This is a genomic window from Amycolatopsis sp. NPDC114504, from assembly GCF_055633595.1.
This window is the reverse complement of sequence record NZ_JBVKDU010000007.1, coordinates 766812-787552: the sequence shown is the minus strand read 5'-3', so window position 1 is coordinate 787552 and position 20741 is coordinate 766812. Positions and strand designations below refer to the sequence as shown.

Sequence of the window (20741 nt, the reverse complement as noted above, 5' to 3'; positions counted from 1 at the left end):
GGATGGCTAATCTCGGATTCGTGAATGGTCGCCCTGGCGTGGTCTCTTTTGCCGGTTTGTGTGTTCTCGCCGGAATTCTGGTGGCGGGCACGATGGCGCCCGCCGCCATCGGCGCCGGCCTGCTGTCGAATCAGGTCAGCGATTCGGTGGACGCCATTTCCGCCCAGCTCGCCGCCGCCGACCCGCCGCTGACCACGACCGTGACCGACCGGGACGGCACGCCGATCGCGACGCTCTACGCGCAGTACCGGCTGCCGGTGACCTCGGCCGGGATCGCGACGACGATGAAGGCCGCCATCATCGGGATCGAGGACCGCCGCTTCTACACCGAAGGCGGCGTCGACATGCAGGGCATGCTGCGCGCGGCGGTCAACGACAGCGCCGGCGGCGCGCTGCAGGGCGCGTCGACGATCTCGCAGCAGCTCGTCAAGAACTACCTCGTGAACGTGGTCGACCGGACCAACCCGATCGCGCAGCAGGAAGACCGTGAGGACTCGCTCGCGCGCAAGCTGCGCGAGGCGAAAATGGCCGTCCAGCTCAACGACACCATGAGCAAGGACGACATTCTGGCGAATTACCTCAATGTGGTCGAATTCAGCGGAACGGTGTACGGGGTTGCCTCCGCGGCGAAAGCCTACTTCGGGACGACGGCGGACAAACTGACCGTGCCGCAGGCGGCGTTGCTCGCCGGAATGGTGAACAACCCCAGCGTCTACAACCCGTACACCCACGCGGACAAAGCGTTGCAGCGCCGCAACCTCGTCATCGACGCCATGGTCAGCAACGGCTCCCTCCCGGCGTCCTACGCGGCGACGGCGAAGGCGGCGCCGCTCGGGCTGCTGCCGGACGGACCCGTGACGCCGTCCGCGACGTGCATGGGCGCGGCGCCGGACGCGGGGTTCTTCTGCGCCTACGCCGAGAACTACCTGGTGCACGCCGGCTTCACCGCGGACCAGCTGGCCACCGGCGGCTACACGATCAAGACCACGCTCGACCCGCACGTCTCCCAGGTGACGAAGGACGCCGTCGACGCGAACGTGCCGACCACCCAGGACGGCGTGGCGAACACCTTCGCCGTCGTCCAGCCGGGCTCGGCCGGCCACCAGGTGCTCGCCATGGTCGCGAACCGGAACTACGGCACGGATCCGGCCCAGGGCGAGACGTCCACGGACATCGTCGCCGACGCGAGCAACGAGTTCGGCGCGGGCTCGTCGTTCAAGATCTTCACCTCGGCCGCGGCGCTCGTCACCGGCAAGGCGGGCCTGGAGACGCCGCTGCCCAACCCGGACAGCCAGTGCTTCGCGCCGCCGAACGCCAACGCGCGCACGGCGTGCTACACCGTCCACAACGACGGCCACTACGCCGATCCGATCAGCCTCGCCGACGGTCTCGCGACGTCGCCGAACGTCGCCTTCGTCGGGCTGGAGAGCCAGGTCGGGATGCCGGCCGTGCTGGACATGGCCTACAAGCTGGGGCTGCGGAACACCCTCGCGACCAACGACGCGGGCGCGGCGCCGGACCCCGCTTCGGCCAACCCGCAGTACAACCAGCCGCAGTCGAAGTACTTCCAGAACCTGCTGTCGTTCACCCTCGGCAACAGCCCGGTCAGCCCGCTGGAGATGGCGAACGTCTCGGCGACGCTGATGAGCGGCGGCGTCTGGTGCCCGCCGAACCCGATCCTGTCGGTGACCGACCGGAACGGGACCGCCGTCCCGGTGGCGCAGCAGGCGTGCGAGCAGGTCATCCCGACCGGCGTGGCCAACACCCTCGAAGCGGGCCTGAGCAAGGACACGACGGACGGCACGTCGGCCCAGGCCGCCCACGCGGCCGGCTGGACCCGCCCCGACATCGGCAAGACCGGGACGACGCAGCAGAGCGAGTCCGTGGCGTTCGTCGGCGGCGTCGACGGCTACGCGGTGTCGTCGATGGTCTTCGCCGACGGCTCGCACCCACGCGAAATCTGCCCCGGCACCCCCGTGCACCTCGGCAACTGCGGCCACGGCGCGTTCGGCGGCACGGTCGCCGCGCCGCCGTACTTCCACGCGATGAGCCAGCTGCTCGCGGGCGTGCCGGACCAGCAGATCCCCGGCCCGGACCCGGACTACCTGACCGCGCGGAGCTAGCGCGGTTCGAGGAAGACGAGCGGGATCTCGCGCTCGGTCTTGGTCTGGTACTGCGCGTAGTTCTTGAAGTCGCCGGAGATCTTCGGCCAGAGCTTCGCGCGCTCGTCGGCGTCGGCGACGCGGGCGTGCATCGGCCGCTTCGGGGCGCCCTTGAGCGAGACCTCGACCTCCGGGTTGTCGCGCAGGTTGAGGAACCACGCGGGGTGCGTGTCGTCCCCGCCTCGCGAAGCCACGACGACCAGCGTGTCGCCGTCCTGGTGCGGCGAGGTCAGCAGCACCGACCGCGGCTGCCCGCTCTTGCGGCCGGTCGTGGTGAGCTCCAGGACGGGCATGGCGGCGTGCCAGCCGACCTTCCCGCCGGTGAGCTTGATCAGGCCGCGGTGCACGGCGTTCATGGTCTTGAGGGCGAAATCGCTCGGCATGATCACAATCTAGTCCCCGAGTTCCGCGAAACCGCCACGCGGCGGCGCGCCGGTGTGCGACGCTGCGCGGCGGACAGAAGACCTGGGAGAAAGAAGTACCGATGCTGATCTGGGGCTGGCGGACACGGATCTACGTGCTCGCGATGACGACCTTCCTGTGCGGCCGGTGCGGCAACCCCGCCTCGCACGCGGTGCGCAAGGCGGTCACGAAGTTCACGCTCTTCTTCATCCCGCTCTTCCCGATCAGCGTGAAGTACTCCGCGCAGTGCACGTTCTGCGGGATCGAGAACCGGATCCCGAAGGAGGACGCCGTCCGCCTGCAGGCGCAGGAGGAGCAGGGCCAGCAGCCGCCGACCGGCGGGTACCCGCAGCAGCAGGGTTTCCCGCAGCAGGGTGCGCCGCAGGGCTTCCAGCCGCCGCACCCGTCCCAGCCGCAGGGTTTCCCGCAGCCGCAGCACCCGTCGCAGGGTGGCGGGCAGCAGTTCCCGCAGCAGGGCAACTGAGCCGTCCTTTTCGGACAATCAGGGATAAATCGGCGCAATCCTCGCTCGGTCAGGCATCCACCGGCGCGAACGCCGCGGCCCGGCGCGCGATCACGGCCGCGGTCCCGGCGAACCGCCCGTAGACCGCCGCGAGCAGCACCACGTCGACCGCGGCGTGCCCGCGTACCTCTTCACGCAGCGCCCGCTCCGCGGCCTCGGCGAGCGCGACGGCGTCGGCCACTCCGGCGCCGTCCTCTCCGGCGCCGCCCGCTCCGGCGAGCAGCCCCTGAAGCGCCCGGGCGGCGGCCACCGCGTGCCCGCCCAGCCGCCCGAGCGACGGCCGCACCTCCACCGGCACCCGCCGCGGCTCCGCGACCTCCCGCGCAAGACCACCCATCCGAGTGAGATCCGCGGCGGTGTGGACGGCGGCGACGACCACCTTCACGTCGTCGGCCCGCGGCGTGTGCAGGGCCAGCAGCGCACAGGCCTGGTCCTCGCACGCGGCCCCGAGCGCGACGACCGCGGCGACGTCTTCCCGCACCCGTCCGCCCAGCGTGTGGTCACTTTCGAGGACGGAACGCGTGGCGTCTTCGAGCGCGCGCACGACCAGCGCGCACAGGTCCGCGAGCCGGTGGGCGAGCGTGCCCAGCTCCTTCTGAAACGCCGTCGGCATGGCGGCAGGAAACCAGCCCGGCCGGGTACCGGCATCTCGTCGCCCGGCCCGGAACTGTCGGACCCCCGTGCTCTCCTCGTCGGCGAGAGCGGTGCACCCGCACCCGGAGGAGAAGGAGGAGACCGATGGCAGGCGAAACGCTGGTCACCGTGGTCGGCAACCTGACGTCCGACCCCGAGCTGCGGTTCACGCCGTCCGGCGCCGCGGTCGCGAACTTCACGGTCGCGTCCACGCCGCGCACGTTCGACCGCGAGTCCGGCGCCTGGCGCGACGGCGAGGCGCTGTTCCTGCGCTGCAGCCTGTGGCGGCAGTACGCGGAGAACGTCGCGGAGTCGCTCGGGCGCGGCACCCGCGTGGTCGTCCAAGGCCGGCTGAGACAGCGGTCGTACGACACGAAGGAGGGTGAGAAGCGCACCGTGACGGAGCTCGACGTCGACGAGATCGGCCCGGCCCTGCGGTACGCCACGGCGAAGGTGACCAGGCTCAGCCGGGCCGCCGGCGGCGAGGAGAGCAGTTCGTGGACACCGGAGCCGGTCCCGGTGGCCGCCGGCGCGGAGCCTCCGTTCTGAGTCGACCCGGGCTCGACCGCCGGCGGTGACGATGGACGGACGCTTCAGGTCAGGCCGGTTCCGCCTGTGCTGTCGAAATCCCGTCACCTGGTTCGACGCATGGATAGGAAGAGGTCGAACCACGAGCGGGAGGGACCGAGATGACCAGCGACGAACAGACCGGAACACCGGCCGTGCACCCCCTGGTGAACCACCGCATGCTGGCGATGCTGCGAGCGGTCGGCGCAGGCCGCGGCCGGGTGTCCTGCAGCAGCGAGCCGGACCTGTTCATCGACGGAGTCTCGTGCGGCGACCAGTTCGCGGCCCACACACTGGCCCACCAGGGCCTCCTCCGCGCGGCCCGCCCCGGCCTCCCGGGCGAGCTGGTCCCGGCCACCCTGACCCCCGACGGCCAGGCGATCCTCAAGGCACAGCATCAGAAGCACCACGCCGCCTGACCCGGCGACGCGAACCTTGACAACTCCACAACCCCGGGCGCGTGCCCGATCCCGACGAGCTGCTCAGCCGCGCCTGCAGGCATCGCCCGAGGACCTCGTTCTCGGCGGCCGAGGTCGGCGGCCCCGCCGACCCGGCCCCCGCCGCGCGGGGTACACCCCCACCCCGGCGAGGTCGCAGCCACCCAGCCGCCCTGTCGCGCAGGCGCACCCCGGCGCACCCGACCGAGTCGGCGCCACCGGACCGACCCTGCCCACCCCGGCGAGGTCGCTGCCACCCGGCCGCCCGAGACCCCGTGTCGCGCAGGCATACCTCGGCCCACCCGACCGAGTCGGCGCCACCAGTCCCGTCCGCGCAGGCACAGCCCCGTCCACCCGGCCGGGTCGCAGCCACCGGCCGGCCGAAACCCCTCGCGGCGCAGGCACATCCCCGGCCGATGAGCCCGCTGTCACCATCTCCACCTGGCCCGCCCCTCAACCAAGACCGAGCCCGGGCGGGGATCGCGACTACCGTGGCGGCCATGAGCAACACCGAGGCCGCCCCCACCGAGCTCGCCTGCGGCGACCGGCCCGCGACGGCCGACCCCGAGCACCCGGCCGTCGAGATCCTCACCCCGCGTGAGGTCCCCCTGGGCGGCCCACGGGCGATGCGGGTCCGGCGGACGCTCCCCCAGCGCTCCCGGTCCCTGATCGGCGCCTGGTGCTTCGCCGACCACTACGGCCCGACCGAGGTGACCGGCGCGATGGACGTCGCCCCGCACCCGCACACCGGCCTGCAGACGGTGAGCTGGCTGTTCGCCGGCGAGATCGAGCACCGCGACAGCCTGGGCACGCACGCGATGATCCGCCCCGGCGAGCTGAACCTGATGACCGGCGGCGACGGCATCTGCCACTCGGAGGTCTCGACCGAAGCCGCGAAGACGCTGCACGGCGTCCAGCTCTGGGTGGCCCTGCCCGAGCGGCACCGCCACACGGCCCGCGCCTTCGACCACTACGTGCCGTCGGTGAACCGGATCGAAGGCGCCGAGATCCGGGTGTTCCTCGGGTCGCTGGCCGGGCGCACGTCCCCGATCCCGACGTTCACCCCGCTCCTGGGCGCGGAGATCGTGCTGGGCCCGGACGCCCACATGTCCCTCGGCGTCGACCCCCGCTTCGAGCACGGCGTCCTGGTCGACTCCGGCGACGTCGTCGTCGCGGGCACCCGCGTCCGCGCGGCCGAGCTGGGCTACGTCGGCACCGGCCTCCGCTCTCTGACGCTGAGCAACCGGGGCGCGACGCCGGCCCGGTTCCTCCTGCTGGGCGGAACCCCGTTCGACGAGGAAATCCTGATGTGGTGGAACTTCCTCGGCCGGACCCACGAGGAGATCGCGGCTTTCCGCGAAGCCTGGCAGGCGGAGTCCGACCAGTTCGGCAGCGTCACAGGCTACACGGGCATCCCGCCGCGGCTGCCGGCACCGGAGCTGCCGGCGGTCCGCATCAAGCCACGCCGCAACCCCGCCTCAGCCCAGGAACCCGGCCACGGCTGAGACGAACGCGGGCGCGTCGTCCAGCCAGGGGTAGTGCGCGGCACCGGGCAGGACGACGACCCGCGCATCCGGGAACAGCCCGGCGAACTCGCCGGCGACGCCCGGGCTGGCGATCCAGTCCAGCTCGCCCGCGAGCACCAGCACGGGAGCCTCGACGCCACCGAGCGCGACCCGGGTCAGCTCGGGTTCGAAGGCACCATCGGCGTTGTAGACGCGCGCGGCGGCACCATTGCGCTGACCGGCCTCGGCAGCCTGGTGCCGCCGGGCGGCGTCGTCCCAGCGGCCGTAGTACATCGGGGCAACGGCGGCCCAGTCGGCACTGGTGGCAGCCCGGGCGGCAATCGCCTCATAGGCCGCGGCGGCGGCCTCGAACCAGGGCGCACCGGCCCGCCGCGCCATGATCAGCCGCCGATCGCCAACGGGCAGCTGCAACCCGACGGCCCGCGGACTGGGAGCGACGAGCGCAAGCCGCCGCAGCCGCCCGGGATACCGAGCGGCATAGAGAGTGGCAAGACTCGCCCCGGCCGAGTGCCCCAGCAGGTCGAACCGCTCGAGGCCAAGGTGCTTGCGCAACGCTTCGACGTCCTCGACCTGCCGATCGCACCGATAGGTCGAGGGGTCATCGGGTACCTCGGAGTCCCCAGTCCCCCGCGAATCCAGCACGGCAAGCCGCCGCCGAGCCCCAAGCCCACCAAGATCCCCCAGATAGGCCCCGGCCCGCATGGGCCCACCGGGCAGGCAGACGACGGGCGCACCACCGGAACCGAAAAGACGAAAGGCAAGCGCGGTCCCATCCGGCGCGGAGAAGATCGGCATCCCCGACCCTGACACTCCCCAGGCGGCCCAGGCAACCCTCAACCGAGCAAAGGACCGCCGCCCCGAACACGACCGGACCAACCGCGCCCACCCAACGCACAACCCGAGCGCCCCTCGCCAGCCCAAGCCACCATCCGAGCGCGCCTCGCCCGCTCAACGCACCATCCGAGCGCCCTCGCCCGCGCACAACGCAAGCGGCCCTCGCCCACCCCAGGTCGCTTCAACCGAGCCATCTGCCACCCGCCTCAGCGCCAGCCCGGCAACATCGCCCCGCCCCAGCCAGCGAAGCCCCTTCAGCCGAGCCAGCCGCGACCAACCCGCGCCACCCAGCGCACCACGCGAGCGACCCTCGCCTGCCCAGATCGCGCAACCGGGCGTCTCCACCCGCCCACCCCAGCAACCCGTCAGCCAAGCCCGCCGACCATCACCGCCCCCGCGCGAGATAAGCCTCCAAAGTCGCCAGCCGATGCGCCCGCGCGAACCGCTCGACCTCCGCCGGCTCACCCCCACCCTCGATCAGCGCAAGCAACCGCTCGTGCTCCTCAACCGACTCCGGCGCCCGCCCCGGCACGGACGCGAACGAGCTGTCACGTACCGCGGCCAGCCGAGTCCAGCAGCGTTGCACCAAGTCGACCAGGTTCGGGTTCGGGCAGGCGCCGAACAGCACCTCGTGGAACTCCGCGTTCAGCGCCGTGAACGCGAGCGGGTCGAACTCGGCGAGACTCCGGCGCATCCGCTCGTTCAGCGACCGGGCGCGCGCCAGATCCGCCGGCGTCAGCAGCGGCGCGGCCAGCCCGGTCGCGGCACCCTCGACGATCGCCACCGTCTCCATCGCGTGCTGGTACTCCGTGGGGTCGATGGCCACCACCCGGGCCCCGACGTTCCGCTCGAACTCGATCAGCTCCTCGGCCTCGAGCCGGCGCAGGGCCTCGCGGACCGGCACCGCGCTGACCTCGAGCTCGCGGCCGATCTGGTCGAGCACCAGCCGGTAGCCGGGCCCGTAGCGGCCGTCGAGGATCCTGGCCTTGATCGTCTCGTAGGCCAGCTGGGACTTCGTGACCGGTCTTCCCGAGGACGCGCTGATCATGTAGGAAACCATATATGGTCCCGCCGACGGACGACGCCCAGGAGGCCGTGCCGATGCCGATTCCCCCGCCCGCCCCGACTGCGGCCGACCTGATCGTCGACGGGCTGCGAGCCCACGGCGTCGACACCGTCTTCGGCCTGCCCGGCGTGCAGACCTACGACCTGTTCGACAGCCTGGCCCGCGCGGACGACATCCGGGTGATCGGCGCCCGGCACGAGCAGACCGTGGCCTACATGGCGTTCGGGTACGCCCAGGCGACCGGCCGCACCGGCGTCTACACCGTCGTGCCCGGCCCCGGCGTCCTCAACGCCTCGGCCGCGATGCTCTCGGCTCACGGGGCCAGCGCACCCGTGTTGTGCCTGACCAGCGAGATCCCCCGCGCGTACCTCGGCCGCGGGCTCGGGCACCTGCACGAGATGCCCGACCAGCTGGCCACCCTCCAGACCTTGACCAAGTGGTCGGCGCTCGTCGAGCACCCGGTCGAGGTCCCGGACGCGCTGGCGACCGCCTTCCGCGAAGCCGCGGGCGGGCGGCCGCGGCCGGTCTCCCTGGCGGTGCCCTGGGATGTGCTGGGCCTGCGCGCTCCCGCCGAGGTGGCCGGCCCGCTGCCGCTGCCCCGCCCGGCCGTCGACCCGGCGGCCGTCGCCGAGGCGGCGGAACTCCTGCACGGCGCTAAGAACCCGATGATCATGGTGGGCGGCGGCGCCCGGCACGCGGCCGCCGAGGTGCGGGCGCTGGCCGAGCGGCTGCAGGCGCCGGTGGTGCCGTTCCGCGGCGGGCGCGGCATCGTGGGCGACGACCACCCGCTGGGTTTCACCTGCGTCTCCGGCTTCGAGCGGTGGGCCGAAACCGACGTGGTGATCGGCATCGGGTCGCGGATGGAGCTGTCCTGGTTCCGCTGGCCGGAGAAACCCGCGGGGCTCAAGACGATCCTGCTCGACATCGACCCGCGGCAGGCGACCCGGCTGCAAGCGGACGTCGCGATCATCGCCGACGCCGCCGACTCGACGGCCGCGCTGACCGAGGCCGCCGGCCCGCGACGGACGGACCGGACCGCGGAGTTCGCCGCGCTGAAGGCGACCGTGGCCGGGCAGTTCACCGATGTCGGGCCCGAACTGGAGTACCTGCGGGCGATCCGGGACGTGCTGCCGCGCGACGGGTTCTTCGTCGAAGAGATCTGCCAGGTCGGCTTCGCGTCCTACTTCGGGTTCGACATCTACTCGCCGCGCACCTTCGTCACGTGCGGCCACCAGGGCACGCTCGGGTTCGGCTACCCGACGGCGCTCGGCGTGCAGGCGGCCTTCCCCGACCGGCCGGTGGTTTCCGTGACCGGGGACGGCGGTTTCATGTTCGCCGCGCAGGAGCTGGCCACGGCCGTCCAATATGGACTCAACGTGGTGGCGGTCGTGTTCGACAACGGCTACTACGGCAACGTCCACCTCGACCAGGAGCGGCTGTTCGAGGGCCGCGCGCTGGGCGGGCGGCTGCGGAACCCGGACTTCGCCCGGCTCGCCGAGACGTTCGGCGCGCTCGGCCTGACCGCGCGCACCCCGGACGACCTGCGCGGCGCGCTCGACAAGGCGTTCGCCGCGGGACGGCCCGCGCTGGTGCACGTGCCGTGCGAGCTGGGCGTCGGTGCCTCGCCGTGGAAGTACCTGATGCCGAAGTCGGACCGCAGCTAGCCGGCGGCCAAGCGCTCGAGCACGGCGAAGACGCTGTCGACGTCGGCCGCGGTCGTCCGCCAGTTGCTGAAGGCCGCACGCAGCGCCGGGTGGCCGTCGTACACGGTCGGGGTGAGGAAGGTGGTCCCGTCCTCGGCGATGGCGTCGACGAGGGCGTCGATCCGGTCCTGGGTGACGTCCTCGGCCGGGGCGAAGCACACGACGTTGAGCCGCACCGGCGCGAGCAGCCGCCAGCGGGGCGAGCCGTCGAGCCGCGCGCCGAGGTCCCGGGCGAGCGACACGCAGCGCTCGACGATCTCGCGGTGCCCGTCCCGGCCGTAGGCCACGAGCGAGAACCAGGCCGGGAGGGCGCGCAGCCGCCGGGAGTTCTCCGGCGTGAGGTGCAGGAAGTCCGGGGTTTCGCCGATTTCGCCGAGGTAGGCGGCGTTGTTGCTGAACACGCGCAGCTGCAGGTCGCGGCGGAGGGTGAACTGGACGGCGGAGTCGTAGGGCACGTTGAGCCACTTGTGCAGGTCGACGACCACCGAGTCGGCCTGGTCGAGGCCCGCGACGAGCGCCGCGTGCTCCGGCGCGAGCGCGGCGAACCCGCCGAACGCGGCGTCGACGTGCAGCCAGAAGTCGTACCGCTGCTTGAGCGCGGCGATCGCGCGCAGGTCGTCGAAGTCGACGGTGTTGACGGTGCCGGCGTTCGCGACGACGACGGCCGGCCCGTCGAGCGAGTCGAGCGCTTCGGCCAGCTTCGCGACGTCGACGGCTTCGCGGCCCGCCAGCGTCGGCACCTTCCGCAGCGCCGACCGGCCCATCCCGAGGAACGACAACGCCTTCAGGATGCTCGAATGCGGCGAGCCGGACAGCACGGTGACCGGGCCGAGCGCGGCGGCGCCGTCGTCGGACACCGACACCCCGGCGCGCTCGCCGAGCCATTCGCGGGCGATGGCGAGACCGGTGACCGTGGACATCGTGGCGCCGGTGACGAACGCGCCGGAGAACTCCGCGCCGAGCCCGAACAGCTCGGCCAGCCAGCCGACGGTCTCGCGCTCGAGGTCCTGCGCCGAGGAGTCCATGCCGCTGGCGGGGTTCTGGTCGTAGGTGGCGGTGAGCCAGTCCCCGGCCAGCGACGCCGGAGTCGCGCCCCCGGTGACGAACCCGAGGTAGCGGGGCCCGGCACTGCCCGCGAAGCCGGCTTCCCAGCGTTGCGAGAACTCCTCCAGCGCGGCCCGTCCCCCGGCACCGTCGAGCGGCAGCGGCGCCCGGGCCGGGTCGCCGGGCGGGACGGCGGCGGGCCGCTCAGGCAGCCCCGCCAGCGCTTCCCCGGCGAGTTTCCGCGCGGCGTCGAGCAGGTCGGGCAAGGACTTCAGGTCTTCGGCAAGCCTCGGGTGCACCCCACCGACGCTAGGCGCGACGATCGGCCGCTGTCGCGGTCCAATCCCCCGGAACTGGACCCCTCGCCGACGGTGCGCGCTGCCCGCTACCGACGGTCGAACACGTATCGTTCGACTGTAACGACGGGGACCACCGGACCGATCTTCGAACGGCGCTCCGGATGGCCGGGAGGGGGTGACGGCGTGCTGGTCGTGGTACAGCATCCGGTCGTCGACGTCCGGCAGCTGGTGGCCGGTCCGGGCCATCGCATCGACTCTCCGAAGTGGCCGCACCCGTTGCGAGTCCACCCCCGCGGCTCGCAGGACGACTGCAGAACGGACTTCATCCGCGGCCTCGGACCGGTCCGACGGCGGATGCGCGGAAACCCGTCCCCCTGGCTGAACGAGTCCTACTACGTCGACGCGCGGAACCGGATCATCCTGTCGGGGTTGCGCGGAACGGACCCACGGCTTCCGTTCAAGGTCCGGCTCAAGCCCTTGTTCCGGAGGTTCTACAGCGACGGTGTCGTCGGCCGGTTCGAGATCGGGTTCTTCTGCGATCTCGACTTCCGGGGACTGGATCTGGCGACGGTCGGCGCGGGTGCCCGGACGGCGCTCGGCGTGCGGGCACGCATCCGAGGCGGCGTGGACGCGCCACAGCCCCTGGTGCACTTCGGTCCGGCGCTCGCCGGCCACTTGCTGCGCGCCACGACTCGTAGTACCCCCAGCGGTTTCACGCCGCCACGCTGGTGGGTTTCGGTCGGCACCCCCGGTGTCTTCCTGGAGGTGCAGCAACGCTCGAGGGACGAGCCGCCACCGGTCCGGCTCTGGCACACCTCCCCCATCGTCACGAACACGCCGGTGTCGTGCTGGACCATCGCCGACACGTCGGGTTCCGACCGTGAGCTCCTGCGGCGGCTGCGCGTGCAGGTGTCGCACCTGCACGCGGACTTGGCGGCGCTGGAGACCGTGCTGGGGTTCTGCCGGTCCGGCCGGCTGGCACCCGGCGCCGGGATCGAGGATTTCCTCGACGACATGTGCGGCAAGCTGCTGCGACCGCAACGGCACGGACTGACGCAACACGAGTACCTGACCGAGGTGATCGACGCGGCGCACGGCCATTACGCCGACCGCATCTGGATGCTGCGGGTTCTGAGCGACCGGATGTCGAGCAAGGGTCTCGCCCGCAAGCTGACGGATGCCGCGGCCATGCTGTCCGAGGCGCTGGAGCGCCCCCGGGGGAACTTCTATCTGATCAACGGAGGAGATCTCGTGCAGGAGAAGAACGAAACCGTCGTCCACGGCTCGGCCGGCGTCGTGGCGTCCAAGTCCACGGTCACGATGCGTGACGTGAACATGGGCTCGCAGGGTGCCGACCTCGCGGCGCTCGTGGAGGATCTCGAGGCGAAAGTCGCCGGGCTGCGCGGCAAGGTGACCGACGAAGCCGCGGACCAAGCAGAAGATGCCATCGCGAGCGTGAACAAGGAACTGGCCGCCAAGGAGCCGGACAAGCCCGGGATGCTGCGCCGGCTCAACACCCTGGTCGCGCTGGCCAAGAGCGCCGGTGGAGCGGGAACTGCCGTGGCGGCGGCGGTGACCGCGCTGCGGGCCGCACTCGGTCTGTGATCGCCGGTAGTCCCCGGCCGATGACGGACGACCGGGGAAGCACCAGACCTGCGAACAGCGGTGTCGCTCCCCCTGGGGGTCCGGTAGCGGACCGGTCCGAGAGGGACTGAGTACCGCCTACCCTGTTAACCAGTCGGTATCTTGATCACTGGATACATTCACACGTCAGCTCACTAGAGCCGACTTTTAGTGCATGCGATGCCGATGCCTTCATCGCCGCAATCGGGCACCCGATGTGCTGTCGATCCCGGCAGGCGAGATCAACGATAGCACTGGACTCGGGATCACCCGGCCGTTCGGTCGCGTCCGGTCAGCGACGCCGAAGCCGCCGGATCCGGACCTCCGCCGGGTCGAACGCCACCCGCCTCAACGGCACCACGAGCAGCAACACCACCGCCATCGCCGACAGCGCGGCGAGCACCATCGCGGCGACGAACTGGGCCGCGCCCGACGTCGCCGTCCCGAGGACCAGATATCCCGCCAGCACCAACGCGACCGGGGCGAGCAGGCCGCAGAGCACCGGCACCGGTGGCACCCGGTCACCGTCGGGGCGGCGGGCGGACACCACCGCCGCCCCGGCGCAGGTGACCGCGGCGACCAGGAGACAGCCGCCGACGGTGTCGCTCAACCGGTGCCAGCCCAGCGCCACGGCCGCGGCCGCGACCCAGGCGACGCCGACCCCGCCGGCCACCAGGGCCTGCGGGCGGAACCGGCGCGGCAGGACGATCGCGAGCGCCACCAGCACGGCCATCGCCGCGCTGACGTGCCCGCTGGGAAAGCTGTTGTGGCTCGCGACGCCGAACCGGTCGCCCGTGCTCGGGCGGTCCAGGACGTACAGCTTGAGCAGCTGCGCCACCATCAGCGGCGCGGCGAGCATGAGCAGGGCCGTCACGCCGAGGGCGAACCGCCGGCGGGCCAGGGCGATCACCACCAGCAGCACCGCGACGCCGCCGAGGACGACCACCAGGTCGGCGTCCCGCAGCGGGGCCGCCCACTCCACCGTCGTCCCCGCGGACTGGGCACTGCGGACGACGCCGTTCTCGACGCCTCTCCCCGCCTCGGTGCGGACGAAGAGCAAGTAGGCCGCGATGAACGCGAGCGCGAACCCGGCCGCGCCCGCCGCCAGCACCGCGGTGCGGGACACGGCCCGGGTCACGAGCGCGTGGCGGCCGGCCGGCGGGGTTACGGGACGTACCTCGGAGATGATCACTGCCATGTCTTCGAGTCTGGCTCCGGCATTTCGAGATCCCGTCAGGGCGATGTCATGGTTTTGCTACAAGATCCGCCCGGGTCGCCATGACGTGCGCATTTCCGAATAATGGCGCCGTGGCCGAGGTACTGGTGGTGGAAGACGACGCGGCGGTGCGGGAAGGACTGCAACTGGCCCTGCGCCGGCAGGGACACGTGGTGCACACCGCGGAGTCGGGTGAGCTCGGCATCGAGGTGCTCGTGCGCCGGCATCCCGACATCGTGGTGCTCGACCTCATGCTGCCCGGCATGGACGGCTTCGAGACGTGCCGCCGGATGCGCGCGTCGGGACCGATCCCGATCATCATGCTCACCGCGCGCAGCGACGACTTCGACGTCGTGGCCGGGCTCGAAGCGGGCGCGGACGACTACGTCGCCAAGCCGGTCGAACCCCGCGTGCTGGACGCGCGGATCCGGGCCGTGCTGCGCCGGGCCGTCGCGGAGCGGCCGGCCGAACGGCCGGGCGAGCAGCCGGAGCCAGAAGAACGCCACGGCGACCTGGTCATCGACCGGGCCGGGCTCGAGGTGACCAAGGGCGGCGTCCCGGTGTCGCTGACGCCGACCGAGCTGAAGCTGCTGCTGGAGCTCTCGCGCACGCCCGGCCAGGTGTTCAGCCGCCAGCAGATCCTCTCGGCCGTCTGGGACCACGACTACCTCGGCGACTCGCGGCTCGTCGACGCGTGCGTGCAGCGGCTGCGCGCGAAGATCGAAGACGTGCCGGCGAAGCCGGACCACGTGCAGACGGTCCGGGGGTTCGGCTACCGGTTCGGCCGGTCGTGATCCGGCGGATCCGCTCGTGGCTGGCCGGGCTGCGGCCCCGGCTGGTCGCCGCCTTCGCGGTCATCATGATCCTCGGCGCCACCGCCGCGGCCGGCGCGAGCTACGTCTCCGCGCGCAACGCCATCCTCAAGGGCATCCAGGACCAGACGATGCTGAAGCTGCGCGACCAGATCGTCGCGTACCTGCCGACCGTGTCGCTGCCGCCGACCCAGGCCACCCTCGACGCGTTCGCGGCCGCGCTCAAGCCCAGCGGCGCGCTCGTCGTCTACCACGACCTGCACTCGACCTCGGGCATGTCGCTGGAACAGGTGCCCGCCGAGCTGCGCCGGGCCGTGGCGACCAGCACGTACACGCAGTTCCAGCGGGTCGACGCCCAGGGGTTCCCGCAGTTCTACGTCGGGATCCCGGTGCAGACGGCGTCGGGCACGCCGAGCGGCCTCGATGTCTTCGCGGGGACGTCGCTCGACCAGCAACAGGCCGCGATCGACGAACTGGCCCGCCAGGCCTGGCTGGTCTCCGCGCTCGCTCTCCCGTTCGCGGTCGGGGTGGCCCTGCTGGCCGCGCGGCAGGTGCTGCGGCCGGTCCGCGCGCTGAACACCGCGGCCGACCAGCTCGGCCGGGGCCGCCTCGACGTGCGGCTGCGCGTCAAGGGCTCCGACGAGCTCGCGCAGCTGGTCACGACGTTCAACCACACCGCGGCGGAGCTGGAGCGCACGGTCGGCACGCTGCGCTCGATGGAGGCCGACGCGCGGCGGTTCGTCGCCGACGTCTCACACGAGCTGCGGACGCCGCTCGCGGCGATGAACGCCGTCACCGACGTCCTCGACGAGGACGCGCACCAGCTGCCGGCGGACACCGCCGTCGCCGCTCGGTTGGTGTCGGCGGAGACCAAGCGGCTGACAAGGCTGGTGCAGGACCTGATCGAGATCTCCCGGTTCGACGCCGGCCGGGCGGAGCTGCGGCGGGAGACGCTGGACGTCGCGGCCGCCGTCACCGACAGCCTCGGCGCACGCGGGTGGGAGCCCGGTTCCGGCAACCCCGACGTCGTCGCCGACCTGCCGCCCGGGATCACGGCGGCGCTCGACCGGCGGCGGCTGGACATCGTCGTGGCGAACCTCGTCGGCAACGCGCTCCGGCACGGCGCGCCCCCGGTCGAGGTGGTGCTGCGGGCGGAAGACGGCGAGATCGTGCTGACCGTCACCGACCACGGGCCGGGCATCCCCGGCGAGGTGCTGCCCCGGGTCTTCGACCGCTTCGCCAAGGCGGACACGGCCCGGGCGCGGTCCGAGGGCAGCGGGCTCGGGCTGTCCATCGCGCGCGAGAACGCGCGGTTGCACGGCGGCGACATCGTCGCGGTCAACACCGGCACGGGCGCGCGCTTCGAGCTGCGCCTGCCCGGGGCGGCCCCGATCGTGGAGGTGCGGTGAAGAAGCTCCTGGTCCTGGTCGTGCTGCTGCTGGTGAGCTCGTGCGGCATCAAACCGACCGGCGCCGTCCCGGCCGGGCCGGCGCCGACGCTGCGCAACACCGCCGGCAGCGGACGCGGCACCGACGTGATCCTCTACCTCGTCATCGACGGCCGGGTGGCCCCGGTGACGCGATCGACCGGTGGTGGCAGCGTGAGCGTCGAGACGGCGCTGTCGCTGCTGCTGGCCGGACCGACGTCCAGCGAGGCGGCCGAAGGGTACGTTTCGGCCCTCCCCCGCCAGGCCGAGCCGGTCGTACTGGTGGCCTCCGGCCCGCCCGCGGCGATCACCTTCCCGTTCCCGCTGAAGTCCATCGCCGGAGTCGGCATCAACCAGCTGGTCTGCACGGCGGTCGCGGCGCTGGCGACCGACGGGCAGTACTCGAACGACGGCACGATCTCGATCTCCGGCACGGACGTCCAGCTGCCGTACCAGACGTGCCAGGCGTTCTGAGCGCTGTCTACTGTGGACGCTCGGGTGCCGCGGCCGAGGCGACGAAGATCGGGACGGCGAGGAAGAACCGACCCGCCGCGGCCCGCGCCGCCTGCTCCCCCAACCAGGCCTCGAGCTGGGCTTCCGTCGCGACACCGGCGGCCCCGGCCGCGGCGGCGAGGCCGGCCAGCAGGGGCCGGAGGCCGCCGTCGGCGTCGACCACGGTCCTGACCTCGACCGCGATCTCGGTGAACCCGGCATCGACCAGCAAGGTCCGGTACTGCCGCGCCGCCCGGGGGCCGGCGATCGCGTCGGCGCGGGCGTGGACGATCGCGCGGGTCAGCGCCGGCCGGTCCGAGTCGAGCACCAGGGTGTCCCAGTCCTGCCCGCACAGCACGACCCGGCCCCCGCCGGCCAGCACCCGCCGAGCCTCCGCGACGGCCGCGACCGGGTCGGCCAGCTCGTGCAGCACCTTGTCGGCCCGGTAGCCACGGAACTCACTGTCGGCAAACGGCAGCCGCAGCACATCGGCCTCGACAAACCCGGCGGCCGCGGGCGGCGAGCCAGCCGGCGCGGGCAGGCCCGCGCTTCGTGCCCGAGCCGCCGCCAGCATCCGCGGATCGCGATCCACCCCCACCGCGTGCACCCCGCGCCCGCACAGCTCCACGACCGCCCGCCCGCCGCCACACCCGACGTCCAGGACGCGGTCGCCTGGCTCGCACCGCAACAGCTCATACGTCGCTTCGCGCAGCTCCGACGCTCCCGGCAGGGCATCCGCCCGGTCGAGGCCGGCGAGCAGCTGGTCCGTCGTCATACCCGCCATCGTCGGCCTTCAAGCCGACCTGAAGTCAAGCTCCGGGATACGGCCGGACCGACCGGGCCTCGGTCAGCGAGCGGGCCCACCAGCCCAGCTGGTCGAGCATCGCCTTCGCCGCGACCGCCGCCGCGTCGTCGGTCGGCGCGCCGTCCGCGCCGAAGCGAGCGTGGGCGCCGTGGAAGCTGACCGTGTCGCGGATCGTCACCGCGTGGAGCTCGGCGAACACCGCCCTCAGGTGCTCGACCGCGCGCAGGCCGCCCGACATCCCGCCGTACGACACGAACGCGACCGGCTTGGCCGTCCACTCCGCGCGGTGCCAGTCGATCGCGTTCTTCAGCGAAGCCGGATAGCTGTGGTTGTACTCCGGGGTGACCACGACGAACGCGTCGGCCGCGAGAAGCCGCGGAGTCACCTTCGCGATCTCCGCCACAACCGCCGCCGACGGGGCCGAGCCGAACGCCGGCAGCACCATCGGGAGGTCGGGCTCGGCGAGGTCGACGACGTCGACCTCGAAGCCGCCGTGGTCGCCCGCGACGCCGGCCAGCCAGTCCGCCACCACCGGGCCGAACCGTCCTTCCCGGACACTTCCCACGATCACCGCGACCCGCACGGGAGCTTCGGACACACTTCCTCCTTGGCACAGCGGCGTTGTTGCCGTCCGGGCCAGGATCAGACTTCAAGCTCGCTTGAAGTCAAGCGCGCGGCTGTGGTTGGCTGGGAAGCATGGTCAACGCCACAGTCCGGACGCTGCCCGAACTCACCGTCGGCGAACTCTCACGGCGCAGCGGGGTGCCCGCGTCGGCCCTGCGCTTCTACGAGGACGAAGGCCTCATCCGCAGCCGCCGCACCGCCGGCAACCAGCGCCGTTACTGCCGCGACGCGCTGCGGCGGGTGACGTTCATCCGGATGTCCCAGCGGGTCGGCATGCCGCTGTCGGCGATCCGGGAGGTGCTCGCCCTGCTGCCCGACGACCGCACGCCGACCCGGGCCGACTGGGCCCGGATCTCCCAGTGCTGGCAGCACGACCTGAACGCGCGGATCCGCCAGATGGAACAGCTGCGCGACCAGCTCACCGACTGCATCGGCTGCGGCTGCATGTCCCTGGCCAAGTGCCGGCTCGCCAACCCGGGCGACCGGCTGGGCTCCGACGGGCCCGGCCCGCGGCGCTTGGCCGACCACCGCGGGGAAGGTTACGAAGACTAGCGGCGCTCCAGCACGCCGCGGACGAACATCGCCTGCCCGGCGTGCTGGATGTCGTCGTCGAGGACGCTCACCAGCCGCACGCCCAGGGTCACGGGCGGATCCCAGGCCTTGTCGACGATCCGGTCGAGCGCCTGCTCGTCGAGGCCCCGGACGAACCGGACGGTCTGCTCGTGCACGGCGTCGTAGTAGCCGGTGAGCAGACCGGGCTCGTCGACGCGGACCGCCTCGACGTCGGCCGGGCGGTGCCCGTAGCCGGTGTCGCCCGCCGGGAACGGGAGACCGAACCGCGAAAGCCAGTCCTGGCCGGTCCACACCTGGCCGGTCCCGGCCACGTCGGAGACGTGGTCGTCCTGGACCCGGGTCAGGTGCCACACCAGCCAGGCGATCGAGTTGGCCTCGTCGTCCAGCCGGGTCCGGAGCTGCTCGGCGGTGAGGCCCTCCACCGCCGCGTGCACGTTCTCCCGGACCCGGCCGAACCCGTCGACGAGCAGATCGGCCACGTTCATCGGCTGCCTCCCGTTGCTGAACCCGTTCACCGGCGTGCTACCCGATCATGCCCGCCGGCAAACGGATCCGGCTACCGCGGGAGCAGCTGGTCGAAGAACGAGCGGTAGCGCCGCAGCGCGATCCGCAGCTCCTCGGTAGCTGGCTCGCCCTGCCGCCACTGGCCTTCCAGCTCGCTCTTGTGCTCGGCGAACGTGGTGGCCAGCGCGCTGATCACGGCCGCGACCAGCTCGTCGGCCTCGCTGACCGCCTGCTTCGGGTCGTCGACGAAGCCGGTCTGCACGTTCTGCCAGCGGTCGCGGAAGCCGGTGACCTTGTCCTCGTCGATCAGCGGCTGGGCCTCGACGTCACCACCCGACCGCGCGGGCGTGTCCTCCGCACGGGGCTCCTCGGCGGCCGGCTGGGCCGACGCCGAAGCGAGGTCGGCCGTGCTCAAGCTCTGGCCGCCGTCGAACCCCTCGTCGGTGCCGGGTTCGCGGAAGTCCGCGTGGTCGCCGCCGGCGGCGGTGTCCGGCTCGTGGACGTCCTCACGCCCGGTGAAGTCGTCGTCGTGTTCGGCGCTGTGCCGGGTCAGGTGCTCGGTCATGGTCAGCGACCTCCGTTCCACTCGGTCCGCGGCTGCGCGGACGCCTGGTGCTCGTGCTGGGCGGTGTCGTCACGACGGTCGTCGCGGTCATGGTCGTCACGGTCACGGTCGTGCCCGTTGCGACGGTCGTGGTGTTCGTGTTCGTGGTCCCGGTGCTCGTCGTCCGCGCCGTCGGTCAGCAGGTCCTCGAAGACGGTGCGGTAGCGCACCATCGCGTCGCGAAGGTCCTCAGTGGACGCTCCGTCGCTCTTCTGCTGCGTGGTGTGCGCGGCGCGGTAGTTCTCGAGGGTCTTGGCGTGCCGCACGGAAAGGTCGGCCACCTGCTGCTCGTACCCCTCGGTGGGGTACCCGCGCTCACCCATCAGCGCCACGAGGAGCCGGTCCGCCTCGCCGACCGCGGTGGACGGCTCGTCGACGAACTTTTCCTGTACCTGCGCCCATTCCCGGGCGTAACGCTCACGCGCCGACGCCGACAGCGGGCGGATGTCGAGCTCCTTGTGACGGCGCTCGCGCTCGGCGAGTTCCCGTTGCGCGGCACGGGGATTGTCACTCTCCTCGACCGTCCGGTCGTACTCCGGACCGAACCGCTGCTGCAGCCGCTTTCGCTGCATCTCCTGTGTCACAAGCCAAATCACGGCGCCGAGCACCGCGATGGCCACGACGACGATCACGACGATCAGCCATGTGGGCATTGCACAAACTCCTTCACGGACGTCGCCCCCGACGCGTCCGGAGTTCCCGCCCGCCGGGGCCGGAAACCGTGTTCGGGTGCGATTCGGCCGACCGGCCGCGCGGATACGGCCGGATGCCGACCACCCCGGGAGATGTAACGACGATAACACCAGATCACTAGCGTTGTTACCATCGAAGTGCTATCGTCGATAACAGAACGACGGAAGCGGTGA

The 20741-nt window shown here is 72.1% G+C and carries 22 protein-coding genes; 11 read left to right on the top strand and 11 right to left on the bottom strand.

Translation table 11 applies throughout. The features are described from left to right. Positions 1-2: 2 nt before the first annotated feature. Positions 3-2123: a transglycosylase domain-containing protein gene (locus ACZ7PG_RS50170; RefSeq protein WP_470246317.1), complete on the top strand. Its 2121-nt coding sequence runs from the start codon at positions 3-5 to the stop codon at positions 2121-2123. On the opposite strand, the gene ACZ7PG_RS50165 is transcribed toward ACZ7PG_RS50170, so the two are convergent. Continuing rightward, positions 2120-2545 carry a nitroreductase/quinone reductase family protein gene (locus ACZ7PG_RS50165; protein ID WP_470246316.1) on the bottom strand — a complete coding sequence of 142 codons (426 nt, stop codon included), beginning with the start codon at positions 2543-2545 and terminating at the stop codon, positions 2120-2122. The two genes, ACZ7PG_RS50170 and ACZ7PG_RS50165, sit on opposite strands and share 4 nt — an antisense overlap. A 101-nt stretch (positions 2546-2646) precedes the next feature. On the opposite strand from ACZ7PG_RS50165, the gene ACZ7PG_RS50160 reads away from it, so the two are divergent. Further along, positions 2647-3048, top strand: a complete 402-nt coding sequence (locus tag ACZ7PG_RS50160; RefSeq protein WP_470246315.1) for a zinc ribbon domain-containing protein — start codon at positions 2647-2649, stop codon at positions 3046-3048. A 49-nt stretch (positions 3049-3097) separates the two neighbouring features. On the opposite strand, the gene ACZ7PG_RS50155 is transcribed toward ACZ7PG_RS50160, so the two are convergent. Next, positions 3098-3700 carry a PhoU domain-containing protein gene (locus ACZ7PG_RS50155; RefSeq protein WP_470246314.1) on the bottom strand — a complete coding sequence of 201 codons (603 nt, stop codon included), beginning with the start codon at positions 3698-3700 and terminating at the stop codon, positions 3098-3100. A gap of 125 nt (positions 3701-3825) precedes the next feature. Here ACZ7PG_RS50155 and ACZ7PG_RS50150 point away from each other — a divergent pair, with 125 nt between their 5' ends. From ACZ7PG_RS50150 to ACZ7PG_RS50140, 3 genes are all read left to right on the top strand, one after another. After that, complete coding sequence (locus ACZ7PG_RS50150) at positions 3826-4269, top strand: single-stranded DNA-binding protein (RefSeq protein ID WP_470246313.1); 444 nt, start codon at positions 3826-3828, stop codon at positions 4267-4269. Between the two features lie 140 nt (positions 4270-4409). Further along, complete coding sequence (locus ACZ7PG_RS50145) at positions 4410-4706, top strand: hypothetical protein (protein ID WP_470246312.1); 297 nt, start codon at positions 4410-4412, stop codon at positions 4704-4706. 518 nt (positions 4707-5224) lie between these two features. Continuing rightward, complete coding sequence (locus ACZ7PG_RS50140; protein ID WP_470246311.1) at positions 5225-6229, top strand: pirin family protein; 1005 nt, start codon at positions 5225-5227, stop codon at positions 6227-6229. Here ACZ7PG_RS50140 and ACZ7PG_RS50135 read toward each other — a convergent pair. Continuing rightward, entirely contained in the window at positions 6203-7045 is an 843-nt protein-coding gene (locus tag ACZ7PG_RS50135) for an alpha/beta fold hydrolase (RefSeq protein WP_470246310.1), read from the bottom strand. The two genes, ACZ7PG_RS50140 and ACZ7PG_RS50135, sit on opposite strands and share 27 nt — an antisense overlap. 424 nt (positions 7046-7469) lie before the next feature. Next, entirely contained in the window at positions 7470-8144 is a 675-nt protein-coding gene (locus tag ACZ7PG_RS50130) for a GntR family transcriptional regulator (RefSeq protein ID WP_470246309.1), read from the bottom strand. A 2-nt stretch (positions 8145-8146) separates the two neighbouring features. Between ACZ7PG_RS50130 and ACZ7PG_RS50125 the strand changes: the two genes are divergently transcribed. After that, complete coding sequence (locus ACZ7PG_RS50125; protein WP_470246308.1) at positions 8147-9814, top strand: thiamine pyrophosphate-dependent enzyme; 1668 nt, start codon at positions 8147-8149, stop codon at positions 9812-9814. Here the strand turns inward: ACZ7PG_RS50125 and ACZ7PG_RS50120 are convergent. Continuing rightward, on the bottom strand, positions 9811-11196 hold the full coding sequence (locus tag ACZ7PG_RS50120) for a pyridoxal phosphate-dependent decarboxylase family protein (RefSeq protein WP_470246307.1): 1386 nt from the start codon (positions 11194-11196) through the stop codon (positions 9811-9813). The genes ACZ7PG_RS50125 and ACZ7PG_RS50120 overlap by 4 nt on opposite strands. 183 nt (positions 11197-11379) lie before the next feature. Here ACZ7PG_RS50120 and ACZ7PG_RS50115 point away from each other — a divergent pair, with 183 nt between their 5' ends. After that, the gene (locus ACZ7PG_RS50115) at positions 11380-12801 is read left to right on the top strand and encodes a hypothetical protein (protein ID WP_470246306.1); all 1422 of its coding nucleotides are present in this window, start codon (positions 11380-11382) and stop codon (positions 12799-12801) included. Between the two features lie 310 nt (positions 12802-13111). On the opposite strand, the gene ACZ7PG_RS50110 is transcribed toward ACZ7PG_RS50115, so the two are convergent. After that, positions 13112-14017, bottom strand: coding sequence for a phosphatase PAP2 family protein (locus ACZ7PG_RS50110; protein WP_470246305.1), 906 nt, complete (start codon positions 14015-14017; stop codon positions 13112-13114). Between the two features lie 110 nt (positions 14018-14127). On the opposite strand from ACZ7PG_RS50110, the gene ACZ7PG_RS50105 reads away from it, so the two are divergent. The 3 genes from ACZ7PG_RS50105 (at position 14128) to ACZ7PG_RS50095 (ending at position 16747) form a co-directional block, all read left to right on the top strand. Beyond that, a complete protein-coding gene (locus ACZ7PG_RS50105; RefSeq protein ID WP_470246304.1) occupies positions 14128-14829 on the top strand; it encodes a response regulator in 702 nt (233 codons plus the stop codon). Between the two features lie 65 nt (positions 14830-14894). Further along, positions 14895-16256, top strand: coding sequence for an ATP-binding protein (locus ACZ7PG_RS50100; protein ID WP_470246500.1), 1362 nt, complete (start codon positions 14895-14897; stop codon positions 16254-16256). Beyond that, on the top strand, positions 16253-16747 hold the full coding sequence (locus ACZ7PG_RS50095; RefSeq protein ID WP_470246303.1) for a hypothetical protein: 495 nt from the start codon (positions 16253-16255) through the stop codon (positions 16745-16747). Before ACZ7PG_RS50100 ends, ACZ7PG_RS50095 begins: the two co-directional genes overlap by 4 nt. A 7-nt stretch (positions 16748-16754) precedes the next feature. Here ACZ7PG_RS50095 and ACZ7PG_RS50090 read toward each other — a convergent pair whose 3' ends face one another. Both ACZ7PG_RS50090 and ACZ7PG_RS50085 read right to left on the bottom strand, forming a co-directional pair. Next, on the bottom strand, positions 16755-17540 hold the full coding sequence (locus tag ACZ7PG_RS50090) for a methyltransferase domain-containing protein (RefSeq protein WP_470246302.1): 786 nt from the start codon (positions 17538-17540) through the stop codon (positions 16755-16757). A gap of 34 nt (positions 17541-17574) precedes the next feature. Further along, complete coding sequence (locus tag ACZ7PG_RS50085; RefSeq protein ID WP_470246301.1) at positions 17575-18168, bottom strand: NADPH-dependent FMN reductase; 594 nt, start codon at positions 18166-18168, stop codon at positions 17575-17577. A 98-nt stretch (positions 18169-18266) separates the two neighbouring features. Between ACZ7PG_RS50085 and soxR the strand changes: the two genes are divergently transcribed. After that, complete coding sequence (gene soxR / locus ACZ7PG_RS50080) at positions 18267-18746, top strand: redox-sensitive transcriptional activator SoxR (RefSeq protein WP_470246300.1); 480 nt, start codon at positions 18267-18269, stop codon at positions 18744-18746. On the opposite strand, the gene ACZ7PG_RS50075 is transcribed toward soxR, so the two are convergent. From ACZ7PG_RS50075 to ACZ7PG_RS50065, 3 genes are all read right to left on the bottom strand, one after another. Continuing rightward, positions 18743-19252, bottom strand: a complete 510-nt coding sequence (locus tag ACZ7PG_RS50075) for a mycothiol transferase (protein ID WP_470246299.1) — start codon at positions 19250-19252, stop codon at positions 18743-18745. The genes soxR and ACZ7PG_RS50075 overlap by 4 nt on opposite strands. A gap of 71 nt (positions 19253-19323) precedes the next feature. Further along, a complete protein-coding gene (locus ACZ7PG_RS50070) occupies positions 19324-19836 on the bottom strand; it encodes a hypothetical protein (RefSeq protein WP_470246298.1) in 513 nt (170 codons plus the stop codon). A 2-nt stretch (positions 19837-19838) separates the two neighbouring features. Next, positions 19839-20528, bottom strand: a complete 690-nt coding sequence (locus tag ACZ7PG_RS50065) for a hypothetical protein (protein ID WP_470246297.1) — start codon at positions 20526-20528, stop codon at positions 19839-19841. Between the last annotated feature and the right edge of the window lie 213 nt (positions 20529-20741).

What these genes read in the sequence shown, in the direction of transcription:
- ACZ7PG_RS50170 (WP_470246317.1), top strand. Translation starts at nt 3, where the DNA reads ATGGCTAATCTCGGATTCGTGAATGGTCGCCCTGGCGTGGTCTCTTTT.
- ACZ7PG_RS50130 (WP_470246309.1), bottom strand. Translation starts at nt 8,144, where the DNA reads ATGGTTTCCTACATGATCAGCGCGTCCTCGGGAAGACCGGTCACGAAG.
- soxR (WP_470246300.1), top strand. Translation starts at nt 18,267, where the DNA reads ATGGTCAACGCCACAGTCCGGACGCTGCCCGAACTCACCGTCGGCGAA.
- ACZ7PG_RS50065 (WP_470246297.1), bottom strand. Translation starts at nt 20,528, where the DNA reads ATGCCCACATGGCTGATCGTCGTGATCGTCGTCGTGGCCATCGCGGTG.
- ACZ7PG_RS50165 (WP_470246316.1), bottom strand. Translation starts at nt 2,545, where the DNA reads ATGCCGAGCGATTTCGCCCTCAAGACCATGAACGCCGTGCACCGCGGC.
- ACZ7PG_RS50135 (WP_470246310.1), bottom strand. Translation starts at nt 7,045, where the DNA reads ATGCCGATCTTCTCCGCGCCGGATGGGACCGCGCTTGCCTTTCGTCTT.
- ACZ7PG_RS50150 (WP_470246313.1), top strand. Translation starts at nt 3,826, where the DNA reads ATGGCAGGCGAAACGCTGGTCACCGTGGTCGGCAACCTGACGTCCGAC.
- ACZ7PG_RS50140 (WP_470246311.1), top strand. Translation starts at nt 5,225, where the DNA reads ATGAGCAACACCGAGGCCGCCCCCACCGAGCTCGCCTGCGGCGACCGG.
- ACZ7PG_RS50155 (WP_470246314.1), bottom strand. Translation starts at nt 3,700, where the DNA reads ATGCCGACGGCGTTTCAGAAGGAGCTGGGCACGCTCGCCCACCGGCTC.
- ACZ7PG_RS50075 (WP_470246299.1), bottom strand. Translation starts at nt 19,252, where the DNA reads ATGAACGTGGCCGATCTGCTCGTCGACGGGTTCGGCCGGGTCCGGGAG.
- ACZ7PG_RS50125 (WP_470246308.1), top strand. Translation starts at nt 8,147, where the DNA reads ATGGTCCCGCCGACGGACGACGCCCAGGAGGCCGTGCCGATGCCGATT.
- ACZ7PG_RS50160 (WP_470246315.1), top strand. Translation starts at nt 2,647, where the DNA reads ATGCTGATCTGGGGCTGGCGGACACGGATCTACGTGCTCGCGATGACG.
- ACZ7PG_RS50145 (WP_470246312.1), top strand. Translation starts at nt 4,410, where the DNA reads ATGACCAGCGACGAACAGACCGGAACACCGGCCGTGCACCCCCTGGTG.
- ACZ7PG_RS50070 (WP_470246298.1), bottom strand. Translation starts at nt 19,836, where the DNA reads ATGACCGAGCACCTGACCCGGCACAGCGCCGAACACGACGACGACTTC.
- ACZ7PG_RS50110 (WP_470246305.1), bottom strand. Translation starts at nt 14,017, where the DNA reads ATGGCAGTGATCATCTCCGAGGTACGTCCCGTAACCCCGCCGGCCGGC.
- ACZ7PG_RS50100 (WP_470246500.1), top strand. Translation starts at nt 14,895, where the DNA reads ATGATCCTCGGCGCCACCGCCGCGGCCGGCGCGAGCTACGTCTCCGCG.
- ACZ7PG_RS50090 (WP_470246302.1), bottom strand. Translation starts at nt 17,540, where the DNA reads ATGACGACGGACCAGCTGCTCGCCGGCCTCGACCGGGCGGATGCCCTG.